The organism is Leeuwenhoekiella blandensis MED217 (genome assembly GCF_000152985.1).
Classification (GTDB): domain Bacteria; phylum Bacteroidota; class Bacteroidia; order Flavobacteriales; family Flavobacteriaceae; genus Leeuwenhoekiella; species Leeuwenhoekiella blandensis.
Genome location: NZ_CH672395.1, coordinates 155590 through 169523 on the forward strand (window position 1 = coordinate 155590; position 13934 = coordinate 169523).

The following is a 13934-nucleotide window of genomic DNA, read 5'->3' on the forward strand; positions in this document are numbered from 1 at the left end:
ACAAAAAAACGAATGAAATTGAATACGGTGTTGACAAGAACATTAGGATTACTAATGCTTCTTTTTGTTTTCTTTTCTTGTGAGGATGATTTTCTTGAAGTAGGTAGTGGTATTGTAGATGATAGTAATTTTACATCTGGTAACGAGAATTATCCTGTTGTAGCTTATAGTGAGCGTTTTTTTGACTCTGTAGGTGTTCAAACAAATGGCTTGAGTGCAGGTGCGCTTGGTTTTTATCAAGATTCTATTTATGGTACGACTACGGCTTCAACACTTAGTCAGGTAGATTTAGGTACTTATAATTCTACTTATGGTACAGATCCTGTTATCGACTCTGTGGTTTTTGAAATGCCTTATTACAGCACAGCAAGTTTAAACAGCGATAATGAGACGGTTTATGAATTAGATTCGGTTTATGGTACCGCGCCTATTCGCTTGACCGCATTTCGATCTAACTATTTTCTGAATAGCAACAGCGCGCCAGATTTTGAATCTGGGGCGGTATATTATTCAAATGAATTGACCGAATTGAATGGTGTTGAGGGAGATACCTTGTTTCAAGAAACTTTTGCGCCATCAAATGAGCCGGTTGTTACTGTAATCGAAGCGGCATCAGAGGCTGAAGATGATGAAATAACAACTTCATCGCCGCGTTTACGTCTACGCTTAGATCAGACCACTTACGGGGAGACTTATTGGAAAGAAGTCATTGTTGATCGTTCTGGAGACGATGTATTGTTTAACTCAAACTCTTTTAGAAATTATTTTAGAGGAGTTTATTTAAAAGCTGAAGCTGTAGATAATACAGGTTCATTCTTCTTGTTTGACAAGGCAAATACTACAATAGCGATTTATTATACCTCAGGAGCAGAAGATTCTAGAAGACAATCTAGTATTACTTTAACTTTTGGAGGAAATTCTGTCGTAGGTTATGAGAATGACTTCAAAGAAGCCATCAAAACCGAACTTACCGGGATCGACAAAGAGAACGGGGAAGAAAACCTATTTTTAAAAGGAGGCCAGGGTAGTATGGCTGTGATCGAACTTTTTGAAGATGTAGATGATGACAACAATGGTATTCCTGATGATCTTGATGCGATGCGAGCGCAACAGCGTCTTATAAGAGAGGCGAATCTTGAATTTTTTGTTGATCAAGATAAGATCGCGGCATATGCAGGAAATGCTGTTTCAGAGCCACAACGTGTTTATATTTATAATTTAGAAACGAATCAGCCTTTAGTCGATCTTACAGCAGATGCAACAATCAGTTCTTCTGGAGCTATTACTTCAGTAGGTACAACGCATTTAGGTCCTTTAGAATTAGATGATAATGGTCAGGGTGTTAGTTATAAAATAAGAATTACCGAGTTTTTAAAGGATTTACTAGATCCTGAGAATGATGATCCGGCGACAAAGTTAGGATTGGTGATTACTCAAAATGTGCTTTCAACTTCTACGGGAGCTATTGAGGGAAGAACCGATACAGACACGCCCAATCGAGTGCCTTACGCATCGATTATAGCGAATAGAGGAACCATTCTTTACGGAAGTAATGTAAATGTTCCTGAAGCAAAACGACTGAAGCTAAAAGTTTTTTATACCGAAGCTTCTAATTAAATTTGTTTTATGTGCGGAATTGTAGGTTATATTGGTCATAGACAAGCGTATCCTATTGTTATTAAAGGATTGCAACGTCTTGAGTATCGTGGTTATGACAGTGCCGGTGTGGCCATTTATGACGGAGACGAAATTCAACTTTGTAAAACAAAAGGTAAGGTTGATGACCTTAAAGCAAAAGTTGATGCTACAATTAACGCCGAAGGAACTTTAGGAATTGGTCATACCCGTTGGGCAACGCACGGTGTTCCTAACGATGTCAATTCACACCCGCACTATTCTAACTCTGGCGATTTGGTGATCATTCACAATGGAATCATTGAGAATTACGACGCCATAAAACAAGAACTTACCAAACGCGGATACACTTTTAAATCTGATACCGATACTGAAGTATTGGTGAATCTCATAGAAGATGTACAGCGTAATCAAGATGTTAAATTAGGAAAAGCGGTTCAGATCGCTTTAAATGAAACGGTAGGAGCTTATGCTATTGCTGTTTTTGATAAGAAAAAACCTAACGAAATTGTTGTGGCTCGTTTAGGAAGTCCGCTAGCAATTGGGATTGGTGAAGATGAATATTTTATCGCTTCAGATGCGTCGCCGTTTATTGAATACACAAACAATGCTCTTTATTTAGAAGATGGAGAGATGGCTGTGGTGCGCAGAGGAAAGGAAATCAAAGTCTTCAATATTCAGGATGATAAGATAATCAGTCAGCCGTACATTCAAGAATTAAAATTAAACCTTGAGCAGATCGAAAAAGGAGGTTATCCTCATTTCATGCTTAAGGAAATTTACGAGCAGCCTCAGGCGATACGCGATACGTTTAGAGGGCGTATGCGCGAGAACAAAGGCATGATAAAAATGGCCGGGGTTGATGATCATATCGATAAATTTATCAATGCAAAACGTCTGGTGATTTTAGCCTGCGGAACTTCTTGGCATGCCGGTCTAGTTGCCGAATATATTATCGAAGAACTCGTGCGCGTGCCTGTTGAGGTAGAATATGCTTCTGAGTTTAGGTATCGCAATCCGGTGATCGATAAGGATGATGTGGTAATCGCTATTTCTCAGAGTGGTGAAACTGCAGATACGATGGCGGCGATGAAGTTGGCCAAAGAAAAAGGAGCTTTTGTATTTGGTGTTTGCAATGTGGTAGGTTCTTCGATCTCTCGAGAGGCACACGCCGGTGCGTATACACACGCCGGTCCTGAAATTGGCGTTGCTTCAACAAAAGCATTCACTACGCAAATCACTGTACTCACTTTATTAGGATTGAAAGTGGCTAAAGCCAAAGGGCGTATTTCAACTTCAGATTTGCATATGCATCTTGAAGAATTGCGCTTAATTCCTGAAAAGGTAGAAGAGGCTTTAAAAAGCAATGACCACGTAAAGGAGATTGCAGAAGTTTATAAAAATGCTTCCAATTGCCTGTATTTAGGTCGCGGATTTAACTTCCCGGTTGCTCTGGAAGGTGCTTTAAAACTAAAAGAGATTTCATATATCCACGCAGAAGGTTATCCTGCTGCTGAGATGAAGCACGGTCCTATCGCGCTTATCGACGAGCATATGCCGGTGATAGTTATCGCTACACGCCGCGGTCATTATGATAAAGTGGTAAGTAACATTCAGGAGATCAAAAGCCGAAAAGGTAAGATCATCGCTATTGTTACTCAAGGAGATGTTACCGTAAAAGAACTTGCAGACCATGTGATCGAAGTTCCAGAAGTGATGGATTCGATGTCTCCTCTGTTAACTACGATTCCGCTGCAGTTATTATCTTATCACATTGCAGTGATGCTCGGGAAAAATGTAGATCAGCCGCGTAATTTGGCTAAAAGCGTTACCGTAGAATAGCGATTTTCAGCTTTGTTGCGACTTCTTTTTAGTTGGCTGTATTCCTGTGCGTTATCACTTCTCATTATACTTTTGTTAACGCTAAAGAAATTCAATAAAAGTCTTTTAGGTTTTTAAATATTAAAAACTATCTTTGCACGACGAAAAAAATCGGGGATAATTAGGTTTGAATTGATTTTTTCGGCTACATATTTTGCTAAACATTAAATAGTTAAGAATGTCAAAAGTTACAGGTAAAGTTGCCCAAATTATCGGCCCTGTTGTAGATGTTGAATTTGCAAACAATGCAGATCTTCCTAAAATTTATGATTCGCTAGAAATTACTAAAGCAGACGGAAGCCTTTTAGTACTTGAAGTGCAGTCTCACGTTGGTGAAAACACTGTAAGAACAATCGCGATGGATTCTGCTGATGGTTTGAGCAGAGGTGCTGAGGTAGTTGCTACCGGTGCTCCTATTCAAATGCCTATTGGTGATGATGTATACGGGCGTTTATTTAATGTGATTGGTGATGCTATCGATGGTATCGGAGATCTTCCTAAAGCAGGAAAAGATGGTCTTCCAATTCACCGCGAAGCACCAAAATTTGAAGATTTATCAACTTCAACTGAAGTTTTATTCACAGGTATTAAAGTAATCGACTTGATTGAGCCTTACGCAAAAGGAGGTAAAATTGGTCTTTTCGGTGGTGCAGGTGTTGGTAAAACCGTATTGATTCAAGAGTTGATTAACAATATTGCAAAAGGTCACGGTGGTCTTTCTGTATTTGCCGGAGTAGGTGAGCGTACGCGTGAGGGTAACGATTTACTTCGTGAGATGCTTGAGTCTGGTATTATTAAATACGGTGAAGACTTTATGCACTCTATGGAAGAAGGCGGTTGGGATCTTACTAAAGTTGACAAGGCTGCAATGAAGGAGTCTAAAGCAACTTTCGTATTCGGTCAGATGAACGAACCACCAGGAGCACGTGCTCGTGTAGCGCTTTCTGGTCTTACCATCGCTGAATATTTCCGTGATGGAGCAGGAGACGGTCAAGGTAAAGACGTTCTTTTCTTCGTTGATAACATTTTCCGTTTTACGCAAGCAGGTTCAGAGGTATCGGCACTTTTAGGTCGTATGCCATCTGCGGTAGGTTATCAGCCTACATTAGCAACCGAAATGGGTGCGATGCAAGAGCGTATTACTTCAACTAAAAAAGGTTCTATTACATCTGTACAGGCGGTTTACGTTCCTGCGGATGACCTTACTGACCCGGCACCGGCTACAACCTTTGCCCACCTTGATGCAACAACCGTACTTTCTCGTAAGATTGCTGAGCTTGGTATTTATCCTGCGGTTGACCCGCTAGATTCTACTTCTCGAATCTTAACAAAAGAGATTTTAGGTGCAGATCATTATAACTGTGCTCAAAACGTAAAAGAGCTTTTACAGCGCTATAAAGAATTACAAGATATCATCGCGATTCTTGGTATGGAAGAACTTTCTGAAGAAGATAAGCTTGCAGTAAGCCGTGCACGTCGTGTACAGCGTTTCTTATCGCAGCCATTCCACGTAGCAGAGCAGTTTACCGGTATTCCTGGTGTATTGGTTGATATTAAAGAAACCATCAAAGGTTTCAACATGATTATGGATGGTGAGTTAGATCATCTTCCAGAAGCAGCATTCAACCTTAAGGGTACTATTGAAGAAGCGATCGAAGCTGGAGAGAAAATGCTTGCGGAAGCGTAAAAATTGATTTCATTTCCACGAAGGTGGAAATCTTATCGTATTGATTTGAATAGTTTTCCGCCTACGCGGAAAAGATAAATGAAAATTTTATGCATTTAGAAATAGTAAGCCCTGAAGCAACCTTATATAGCGGAGAAGCTACTTCGGTTATTTTACCGGGAACTGACGGAGCGTTTCAGTTGTTAGACAATCACGCAGCTATCGTTTCTCTTTTAGAAGAAGGTGTTGTGAAAGTTAAAGGAGCTACGCTTTCAGATAAGGCAAAAAAGCATTTCACTGCCGGTAAAGAAGCTGGTGAGTTTGTACTCGCTATCAAATCGGGAACGGTTGAAATGAATGATAATAAAGTAATTGTTTTGGCAGATTAAGCTGAAATAATTTAAGAATAGAAAAGCGCTTAATTCTACTGAATTAAGCGCTTTTTTTATTGACACTGCTTAACGTACTTTAGCATCTATGAAGTCTGCACATACACTGGTTTTGAATCAAATGAACCGATCCTTGCTCGTTAGGGTTTTTGCAGCCTTGTTATTCACTTTTGCCTGCTTTTTGATTTTCCTCATCTATTTTGTCACCTTTAAAACCGGTTATGATTTAAGCAAGGAAAGCGATTTTGTAATTTGGGCAAAAGACCTCAAATCAGTATTGGTTCTTCTAATCCTTTCCATAGGCTTAGGTTGTTATTTAGCAAAGCGAAAGCGAATCCTTTTCAATACAATAACCCGTAAATACAAAGAAGAATACTACATAGGTCCATTTTACTGGGGAAATTGGTCAAGCTACGAAGGCTTGAAAATGGTTGGAATTTTTAAAAATTCAAAGAATGTTTACGAGGTGAATATTTGGTTTACCAATTCTAGACACTTAAAATTTGAAAAATTTCACAAGGAAGAAGATGCGCTAGCCGAAGCAAAATACTTGGCTAGAACCCTTTCTTTAAGCGTCTGGAATGCTTCAGATCCCAAAAATGGGCACTACCTTGACTAATCTATTATTTCTTTGCTAACCAGGCTTCGCGAGCTTTTACAGCCTCTTTCTTAGCATTGTTGTCAATAGCTATCGTAAAAGTTGGATCAGCGGTAAGTCTGACTTTGGTTTTATGTTCTTCACCAAAGCGCTCAAAGGTAACCTGAAGCACGTCATCAATATTCTTATTGCTAAGCAATTCTTTAAATGCGTCGTTTGAAGTCATCGCAATCCCATCTATGCTTGTGATAAGGTCGCCTTTATCTAAGTCAGCTTGATAAGCCGGACTGCCTTTAAACGTATTTCTCGAGATTTCTAGTCCGTTGCTGGTTTCACTAAATGAAGCTCCAAAGTAAGGCTTTGCTGTAGCGCGATTCAGTTGTAGACCTACCTGCTCAAAAAGGTTTTTGTAATCAGGCATGTTACTTTTGTAGATGTATTTTCCGAAGAAATCCTGAGCAAATTCAGCACCTGCATAATCTGCTAGTGTTGCTTCGATATTTTCAACGGTGTAGGCTACTTCGGTTTTACCGAAACGTTTCCACATCAATTGCATAAAATCGTCCAGATTCAAATCCTTTTCACGTAAGCTCAGATCTAAAGCCAGGCCTAAAACGCTTCCGTAAGAATAGTAGGAGATAAACATATTCTCACGGTTCACCGGGTCGACCGAAGTCGCTGCATCTACAAAAGGCGCTTGATTGCTCATCTCTATCGGATTGAAATACTGCAAAGCAGGCGAGTTCCAAACATAATTAAAAGTGCCGTTCAATCCTTTTACATAATCTTCTGCGCTAATAACTCCTGCGCGTTCTAGAATCAAATTGGTGTAATAGCTGGTAAAGCCTTCAGCAAACCAAAGCGAGTTACTCATATTGGCCTGATCAAATTGAAAAGGCTCAAGGTCTGCTGGCCGTATGCGCTCTACATTCCAGCTGTGGAAAAATTCGTGAGAAACGGTTCCGATATTCCACTCCAAGCCACCTTCAGCTAAGGTTTCTGTATCGGTAAGAATGGTACTGTTGCGGTGTTCCATCCCATCTCCCGAAACGTTGGGTGCGTAACACGCAAGAAAGGTGTACTCGCCAAAATCATAGGTTGGTAATTCGCCAAAAACCGCTTTTTCTTGAAGCACAATCGCTTTTACTCTTTCCCAATAAGTATCAAAATCACTATCAGGATTAGGGTCGTGAAGTACAAATTTAACGGTCTGCCCGTCTACTTGAAATTCGCGCTCTTGATAATCGCTTATTTCCGTAGGGCTGTCCATAAAATAATACAGATTAGGAGCGGAAAAGGTATTGCCTACTTCGTGTTTTAATTGTGTCGCAACTTTCCAGCTGAGATCTTCTCGAGCGTTGAAAATGATCTCAATGGGGCGTTCCTGTAAAGCTCCAGCATACATGAAGGTTGCCGGCATATTGAGGTGTGCGTGTGTAAGATCTACTTGAGAATAGGTTCCGCCGCCACGATTGGCAAAGAGAATATATTCAATATTGATCGTTCCGTCAGTGTTGGTGATGATCCAGCTGTACGGGTCATCACGTTTGATCTCGAGTGCTTCACCTGCTCCGTTTGTCGCTTTAAAACCGTACACATTCTTAGCAAACTCGTGAATCGCATAGCGACCAGGAGAAGATCTGCTCATCTGTACGCGCAGTGTTTTTGACTTCACCTCAGGAAACGTGGCTTTAACCACAGCCTCGTGGTGCACGGCGTTGTCAAAAGAAATGGTGTAAGAGTTGGTTTGTGCCTGAAGCGAAAGACCAATAAATAGGAAAGCAATCCAAAGTTTCATTTAAAGCGATTTAATAATGAGCTTTAAAAGTACTCAAACTGCGGCAAAACTATTCCTCGGTATAGGCCAAAATATCACCCGGCTGGCAATCCAACGCTTTGCAAATTGCTTCTAGTGTGGTGAAACGAACCGCCTTTGCTTTCCCTGATTTTAAGATGGAAAGATTGGCTTCGGTTATGCCTACGATTTCTGCCAGCTCTTTGCTCTTCATATTCCTATCAGCCAATACCTGATCTAAGTTGATGATGATGGGCATAGCTAGACGGTTAAATCGTTTTCTTCTTTGAGTCGTTCACCGGACCTTAATATTTCAGAAAAACTATATATTCCAAAACCTACAATTACTATAAAAATACTTGTGATGCTATTCGTAAAGATTCTGTAGGCATCAGCAGTATTTATGAAGTTCAATTGAAAAATTAGATATGCCATCCCATAACTGCCAATAGCAATACCAGAATACTTGAAGTTCGTTGTGCTTTTAGAATTAAAACCTCCTAATTGAATCATAGCCCTCAATCCTAATAAAATGAAAATTAATCCCAGAATCAAAATAGTATATAGGGCGGGGTAGACGAATTGAGTTAAATATCCGAGGATTGTATTTTGGTTGGCCTCCTCAAATGTAGATTTCATGTATAACGAAAATATAAAATCCGTTAATATAGATATTGAAAGGATAATGATGATTACACATAAAATGAAATACAAGATTTTAATTTTCTTCATAATGAGCGTTTTAAACAGTTAGATCATTTTCTTCTTTGAAGGTTAAAGCTTTTTTAAATCCATCGCTAAGCAAGAGAAAAAATATACCAACAATAAAAAAAGGTATAACGTAAACAATGAGTATTGGAATTGACTGAGCCAATGCTTGAAAAAAATTAGTTTTATTAATTGTTGAAATTATTTTTATGAGTACAAATGTTGAGCCCATGATTATAAAGAGGGTACCAATATATTTACTTATTAAAATAGATTCATTTGAAAAAAGTTTATTTGCTCTTATAACATTGGCAAACTTGCGGAATTGATAAAGCATGAAAGTGATAAAAATTAAAAAAGCATAGATGGAGACATTTTTAAGAATTGGATAGTGCCCTTCGGTTTCCAATATTCCGGGAAATGTATCAGGGAAAAGTGCCATTATAGGGTGTGCTATTATTGCACCTAAAAAAGTACAATAAAGTATATTGATTAAGATTTTAAATAATTTACCGAGATTCATAAGGTTAAGAGATTAAGGTTGATTAAACAGTTAAATCATTTTCTTCTTTCAGCTTTAGCGCTCTTGCAAAAGCATCACTAAGCAATAAAAATAATACGCCTAGGACAAGCAGAAATAAAAGCAGGCTGAAGTTGGAGATGCCAAATGTGATGCTGATCGTTCCTTCATTAGTTAATAGCGAATTTATTCCTACAAAAACGAACGAGCCCAGTCCGCAAGCTGTAAAAAATTGACCGACTTTCTTTGTGCTTTTGATAACTTCTGATGAGAACAGCTTCTTTTTTAGGAGTTGACCTGCGAATTTTCGCAATTGAAAGAAACCGGCAAAAAACAACAGGAAAAGTATAAAGAAACAAATCGTAAAAAGTAGGGCTCCGCTTCCAAAACCTTGTTCGGTATAGGGTATGTTCACGTTAACAATGCTCTGCTGTGGGAAAATCAAAATATACAGGATGGTCCCCGGGAAGAACACCACAACGGGCACCATCAGGTAAAACGCCAGGTCGATGAGCCCTTTAAAAATAGAATTTAGTTTCATTTATTATTGTTTTTCGATAACAAATATAAGATAATTATTGAAAAACAATAATTTTATTGCCGCCGTCAAAGGGTTAATACTCCGAGGCTTGCCCTGAGATAGTTTTCCTTCATTTTTTGTTTCTCTCAAGCTGTATCTTTGTCCAATGCTACACAAGAAATTACAGGATAAACTCAATCAACGTCGTGAAGCAAATGCCTTGCGCCAACTGAAAGTACCCAAAGCTGAATGCGTTGATTTTTCCTCTAATGATTATCTGGGGTTTTCTAAAAATCCGGTTATTTTTTCTCGAGCAAGCGAAATTTTAAAAGAGCAAAATCTAGAGTGGAACGGTGCTGCCGGTTCGCGGTTACTTTCGGGAAATCATAAGCTTTATGAGCTGACTGAACGTTTTATTGCTAAAATACATCAGGTAGAAGCAGCGCTGATCTTTAACTCGGGTTATGATGCCAATGTGGGGTTTTTTGGATCTGTGCCACAGCGCGGTGACGTGATCTTGTATGATGAATTTATTCACGCCAGCATTCGTGATGGCATCCAAATGAGTCACGCAAAAGCCTATAAATTCAAGCACAACGATCTAAAAGATCTTGAGCGGCTTTTGGCTAAGCAGGATGAGATGCTGAAACAAGTTCAGCATGACGCCTGTGCTATTTACGTGGTCACGGAGTCGGTTTTTTCTATGGATGGGGACAGTCCCGATCTTTTAAAGTTGGTAGAGCTATGCGAGCAATTTTCAGCTCAAGTTTTTATTGATGAGGCACACGCCATTGGAGTTTTTGGTACAGGGATCATCGATGACCTCGGGTTGGGGAATCGTGTTAGCCGACTCGTAACTTTTGGTAAGGCGATGGGGTGTCACGGCGCAGCGATTTTAGGTTTTGAAATCTTAAAAAGCTATCTCGTTAATTTTGCCCGCAGCTTAATTTACACCACTGCATTGCCACCACATAGTGTGGCGACTATTTTGGCTTCCTATCAACACGCGGCGTCTGATGCAAAAAAGCCAAATTCCGCTTTCAAAAAGATGCGCGAAAACATTCAATATTTCCAGAAAGAGCTCAAAAAGCAACAGCTTGAGGAGTTTTTTATCAAGAGTGATTCGGCGATACACTGTGCAATTCTTCCGGGTAACGCGCGCGTAAAGCAAATTTCAGCAGCATTATTAGATGCAGGTTTTGATGTCAAGGCCATTCTTTCGCCTACAGTTCCGGCAGGTCAGGAGCGCTTACGAATTTGTTTACACAGCTACAATTCGCAAAGCGAAATACAAACTGTGCTTTCGCTTCTGGTAAAATCTTTAGAATGATTTTCTGTAGATAAAGTTCGCCGCAGTACCTTTGCAGCACTATGGAAAAACAAACGTTCTTTATCACAGGAATTTCTACCGAAGTTGGAAAAACAGTAGCCTCTGCAATTGTAACCGAAGCTTTGGAGGCCGATTATTGGAAACCCATTCAGGCAGGCGATTTAGACTATTCGGATACGCATAAAGTCAAAGAATTTGTTGGGAATGACAAAACCGTTTTCCACGATAACGCCTTTAAGATGCGTACGCCTATGAGTCCGCACGCGGCGGCAGAGATCGATGGCGTTTCCATAAAAGCTTCAGAAATCAAAAGACCGGAAACCGAAAATAATTTGGTTATCGAAGGAGCCGGTGGATTGCTTGTGCCGATTAGTGAAACCGAAACGATTCTCGATTTGATTCAGCCGGAAGATAAAGTGATTGTGGTTTCCAGACATTATCTGGGAAGCATCAACCATACGTTGCTTACGATTGATAAACTGAAACAAGCCGGTAAAACTATTCACGGAATCCTGTTTAGCGGTGAAGAACATCCCACAACCGAATCGGTCATTGCAAAAATGAGTGGTGTAGCCATTTTAGGTCGAATAGATGAAGAACCTTATTTTGATAAAATGGTGGTCAAAGAATATGCAGAGCTTTTGAAAGCAAGGCTTCAGTAGGTTGTTGTTTTTTTGGTCACCCTGAACTTGTTTCAGGGTCTCACAAGCAAATGTTGTTAAGTATGAAACAGAGCTATGTTTATATTCTAACCAATACCTACAGAACAACTTTTTATATAGGTGTTACTTCAAATTTGCAGCAGCGGATTGTGGATCACAAGGAGAAAAAAGGTTCCGCTTTTACATCAAAGTATAATGTTTGTGATTTAATTTACTTCGAAGAGTTTTCAGATATTATTCAGGCTATTTCTAGAGAGAAACAATTGAAAAACTGGAAGAAAGATTGGAAATTGAACTTGATCAAGGAGAAAAACCCAAAACTTCAAACATTGAATATTTTTAGTTAAAATAAATTACATGATGGGATGCTGAAACAAGTTCAGCATGACGTCTTCATTAAATATATCCTAGAATTTTGAATCTAACAGAACGCGATAAACAACATATTTGGCATCCTTTAACGCAGCATAAACTGCATCCTGAAGCAAAACCTATTGTGAAAGCAAAGGGCGCATTGTTGTTTGATGAGGAAGGTAAAACCTATGTAGATGCTGTTTCTTCCTGGTATACGGCAATGTATGGGCATTGTAATGATTATATCGTCGAGCGGGTGCATCGTCAAATGCAGCAGTTGGATCAAATCATTTTCAGCGGATTTACCCACGAGCCGGCGATAGAACTCTCTGAAAAATTGATGGCCATTTTGCCTGATAATCAGCAGAAGTTGATGTTTAACGATAACGGTTCTACCTCTACCGAAATCGGGATCAAAATGGCCTTGCAATATCATCACAATAAAGGTCAAACCCGCAAAACGCTTCTGGCTTTTGAAGAAGGTTTTCACGGAGATACGTTTGGAGCGATGTCTGTGAGTGGTTTGTCGGTGTATAATGGTCCGTTTGAGGAGTTTTTCATTGATGTAAAACGCATTCCGCTGCCTACCGCAGCTAATCAGGAAGAACTCATAAAAGCTATTGAAGCATTTCACGCAGAAACTCCGCTTGCAGGATTTATCTACGAACCATTAGTACAAGGTGCAGCAGGGATGAAAATGTATCAGGCAGCGCATCTGGAGCCAATTTTACAGAAATGTAAAGAACTTGGTATTATTTTGATCGCTGATGAGGTGATGACCGGGTTTGGCAAAACCGGAAGCTTTTTCGCTTCAGATTTTATTGAAGTGAAGCCAGATGTCATTTGTCTTTCAAAAGCGCTGACAGCCGGTTTGGTGCCTATGGGCGTCACCACGTGTACACAGGCTATTTTTGATGCGTTTTATGATGATGATATAGGCAAAGGCTTGTTTCACGCGCATACCTATTCGGCAAATCCTATTGCTTGTGCTACTGCGATCGCTGCGCTCGACTTGCTTCAGTCTGAAGAAATTCAGCAGAATATAAAACAGATTCAAAGCTGGCACGCTGCTTTTGCTTCAGAGATTGTAGAGCATCTCAAAGTGCATTCAACGCGACAACAGGGAACCATTTTTGCCCTAGAGCTTGATGTGCCGATGGAGCGCTACGGAAACTTGCGTTATCAAATTTATGAGCGCTGTATGGCAGAAGGTGTGTATTTGCGACCGCTGGGATCAACTATTTATATTTTGGCGCCTTTTGTGACTACTCAAGAGCAAATGCAGAAAGTTTACGCGGCTATTAAAAAGGTTTTAGACAGCTTCTAATGTAAAAGGTACAGATTGACTTTTTTATGGCATAAATCGTGATTGGCAATTAGTCTAAATCTCATTTATGAAAAAACTTCTACTCTTAAGTATCTTCATCCTAAGCATTTATTCCTGTCAAAACGATCAGAAAGCAATCGAACTCACCAGTCTGCTCAGTGAATTGGGGGATGAGACGCAGAATTTTACTGTTTCTTCAGATTCCGTTTCTGAAATTATAGGCAAGTATGGTACTAGAATAGTGGTAAATTCGGGTGATTTGGTTCATGAAAATGAGCGTTCTGCTATTGGTGAAATTAGATTGGAGCTTACCGAATTAACAACTAAAGAAGCTTTAGTAAGACACAATGCACAGACCCGTTCTGGTGATGAATGGCTCATATCTGGAGGCGCTTATAATATTCAATTTTTTGATGAGTCTGGTGCTCAGCTTAGGCTGCGTGATGGTAAAAGTCTGGAGGTTCAATTTCCAAAATTAGTTGATGAACCGATGCAACTTTTTTCAGGTTTAAGAAATGATGAAAGTGTGATGAACTGGCAGTTGTAGGA

At 39.7% G+C, this 13934-nt stretch carries 15 protein-coding genes; 10 read left to right on the top strand and 5 right to left on the bottom strand.

Features of this window, described 5'->3' with window-relative positions:
* Positions 1 to 12: 12 nt before the first annotated feature.
* The 5 genes from MED217_RS00665 to MED217_RS00685 all read left to right on the top strand — a co-directional run bounded on the left by MED217_RS00665 (position 13) and on the right by MED217_RS00685 (position 6190).
* A complete protein-coding gene (locus MED217_RS00665) occupies positions 13 to 1617 on the top strand; it encodes a BamH family beta-barrel-assembly machinery protein (RefSeq protein WP_009778530.1) in 1605 nt (534 codons plus the stop codon).
* A 9-nt stretch (positions 1618 to 1626) separates the two neighbouring features.
* The gene (gene glmS / locus MED217_RS00670; RefSeq protein WP_009778531.1) at positions 1627 to 3477 is read left to right on the top strand and encodes a glutamine--fructose-6-phosphate transaminase (isomerizing); all 1851 of its coding nucleotides are present in this window, start codon (positions 1627 to 1629) and stop codon (positions 3475 to 3477) included.
* A 217-nt stretch (positions 3478 to 3694) separates the two neighbouring features.
* The gene (atpD, locus tag MED217_RS00675; protein ID WP_009778532.1) at positions 3695 to 5203 is read left to right on the top strand and encodes a F0F1 ATP synthase subunit beta; all 1509 of its coding nucleotides are present in this window, start codon (positions 3695 to 3697) and stop codon (positions 5201 to 5203) included.
* A gap of 89 nt (positions 5204 to 5292) precedes the next feature.
* Positions 5293 to 5571 (top strand): F0F1 ATP synthase subunit delta/epsilon, encoded by a 279-nt coding sequence (locus MED217_RS00680; protein ID WP_009778533.1) that lies wholly within the window; start codon positions 5293 to 5295, stop codon positions 5569 to 5571.
* An 88-nt stretch (positions 5572 to 5659) separates the two neighbouring features.
* Positions 5660 to 6190 carry a hypothetical protein gene (locus MED217_RS00685; RefSeq protein ID WP_009778534.1) on the top strand — a complete coding sequence of 177 codons (531 nt, stop codon included), beginning with the start codon at positions 5660 to 5662 and terminating at the stop codon, positions 6188 to 6190.
* 4 nt (positions 6191 to 6194) lie between these two features.
* On the opposite strand, the gene MED217_RS00690 is transcribed toward MED217_RS00685, so the two are convergent.
* From MED217_RS00690 to MED217_RS00710, 5 genes are read right to left on the bottom strand one after another with little or no spacing between them, the layout of a single operon-like run.
* Complete coding sequence (locus tag MED217_RS00690; RefSeq protein WP_009778535.1) at positions 6195 to 7967, bottom strand: M61 family metallopeptidase; 1773 nt, start codon at positions 7965 to 7967, stop codon at positions 6195 to 6197.
* Between the two features lie 49 nt (positions 7968 to 8016).
* On the bottom strand, positions 8017 to 8223 hold the full coding sequence (locus MED217_RS00695) for a helix-turn-helix domain-containing protein (protein WP_009778536.1): 207 nt from the start codon (positions 8221 to 8223) through the stop codon (positions 8017 to 8019).
* Between the two features lie 2 nt (positions 8224 to 8225).
* The gene (locus MED217_RS00700; protein ID WP_009778537.1) at positions 8226 to 8696 is read right to left on the bottom strand and encodes a DUF2975 domain-containing protein; all 471 of its coding nucleotides are present in this window, start codon (positions 8694 to 8696) and stop codon (positions 8226 to 8228) included.
* Between the two features lie 10 nt (positions 8697 to 8706).
* A complete protein-coding gene (locus MED217_RS00705) occupies positions 8707 to 9195 on the bottom strand; it encodes a DUF2975 domain-containing protein (protein WP_009778538.1) in 489 nt (162 codons plus the stop codon).
* A 22-nt stretch (positions 9196 to 9217) separates the two neighbouring features.
* Positions 9218 to 9733, bottom strand: coding sequence for a DUF2975 domain-containing protein (locus tag MED217_RS00710; RefSeq protein ID WP_009778539.1), 516 nt, complete (start codon positions 9731 to 9733; stop codon positions 9218 to 9220).
* Positions 9734 to 9878: 145 nt separating this feature from the next.
* Between MED217_RS00710 and MED217_RS00715 the strand changes: the two genes are divergently transcribed.
* From MED217_RS00715 to MED217_RS00735, 5 genes are all read left to right on the top strand, one after another.
* On the top strand, positions 9879 to 11042 hold the full coding sequence (locus tag MED217_RS00715) for an aminotransferase class I/II-fold pyridoxal phosphate-dependent enzyme (protein WP_009778540.1): 1164 nt from the start codon (positions 9879 to 9881) through the stop codon (positions 11040 to 11042).
* 41 nt (positions 11043 to 11083) lie between these two features.
* Complete coding sequence (gene bioD, locus MED217_RS00720; RefSeq protein WP_009778541.1) at positions 11084 to 11704, top strand: dethiobiotin synthase; 621 nt, start codon at positions 11084 to 11086, stop codon at positions 11702 to 11704.
* A gap of 62 nt (positions 11705 to 11766) precedes the next feature.
* On the top strand, positions 11767 to 12051 hold the full coding sequence (locus MED217_RS00725; protein ID WP_009778542.1) for a GIY-YIG nuclease family protein: 285 nt from the start codon (positions 11767 to 11769) through the stop codon (positions 12049 to 12051).
* Between the two features lie 68 nt (positions 12052 to 12119).
* Complete coding sequence (gene bioA / locus MED217_RS00730) at positions 12120 to 13385, top strand: adenosylmethionine--8-amino-7-oxononanoate transaminase (RefSeq protein ID WP_009778543.1); 1266 nt, start codon at positions 12120 to 12122, stop codon at positions 13383 to 13385.
* A gap of 67 nt (positions 13386 to 13452) precedes the next feature.
* Positions 13453 to 13932: a hypothetical protein gene (locus tag MED217_RS00735; protein ID WP_009778544.1), complete on the top strand. Its 480-nt coding sequence runs from the start codon at positions 13453 to 13455 to the stop codon at positions 13930 to 13932.
* Positions 13933 to 13934 lie beyond the last annotated feature (2 nt).

What these genes read in the sequence shown, in the direction of transcription:
- MED217_RS00665 (WP_009778530.1), top strand. Translation starts at nt 13, where the DNA reads ATGAAATTGAATACGGTGTTGACAAGAACATTAGGATTACTAATGCTT.
- glmS (WP_009778531.1), top strand. Translation starts at nt 1,627, where the DNA reads ATGTGCGGAATTGTAGGTTATATTGGTCATAGACAAGCGTATCCTATT.
- atpD (WP_009778532.1), top strand. Translation starts at nt 3,695, where the DNA reads ATGTCAAAAGTTACAGGTAAAGTTGCCCAAATTATCGGCCCTGTTGTA.
- MED217_RS00680 (WP_009778533.1), top strand. Translation starts at nt 5,293, where the DNA reads ATGCATTTAGAAATAGTAAGCCCTGAAGCAACCTTATATAGCGGAGAA.
- MED217_RS00685 (WP_009778534.1), top strand. Translation starts at nt 5,660, where the DNA reads ATGAAGTCTGCACATACACTGGTTTTGAATCAAATGAACCGATCCTTG.
- MED217_RS00690 (WP_009778535.1), bottom strand. Translation starts at nt 7,967, where the DNA reads ATGAAACTTTGGATTGCTTTCCTATTTATTGGTCTTTCGCTTCAGGCA.
- MED217_RS00695 (WP_009778536.1), bottom strand. Translation starts at nt 8,223, where the DNA reads ATGCCCATCATCATCAACTTAGATCAGGTATTGGCTGATAGGAATATG.
- MED217_RS00700 (WP_009778537.1), bottom strand. Translation starts at nt 8,696, where the DNA reads ATGAAGAAAATTAAAATCTTGTATTTCATTTTATGTGTAATCATCATT.
- MED217_RS00705 (WP_009778538.1), bottom strand. Translation starts at nt 9,195, where the DNA reads ATGAATCTCGGTAAATTATTTAAAATCTTAATCAATATACTTTATTGT.
- MED217_RS00710 (WP_009778539.1), bottom strand. Translation starts at nt 9,733, where the DNA reads ATGAAACTAAATTCTATTTTTAAAGGGCTCATCGACCTGGCGTTTTAC.
- MED217_RS00715 (WP_009778540.1), top strand. Translation starts at nt 9,879, where the DNA reads ATGCTACACAAGAAATTACAGGATAAACTCAATCAACGTCGTGAAGCA.
- bioD (WP_009778541.1), top strand. Translation starts at nt 11,084, where the DNA reads ATGGAAAAACAAACGTTCTTTATCACAGGAATTTCTACCGAAGTTGGA.
- MED217_RS00725 (WP_009778542.1), top strand. Translation starts at nt 11,767, where the DNA reads ATGAAACAGAGCTATGTTTATATTCTAACCAATACCTACAGAACAACT.
- MED217_RS00735 (WP_009778544.1), top strand. Translation starts at nt 13,453, where the DNA reads ATGAAAAAACTTCTACTCTTAAGTATCTTCATCCTAAGCATTTATTCC.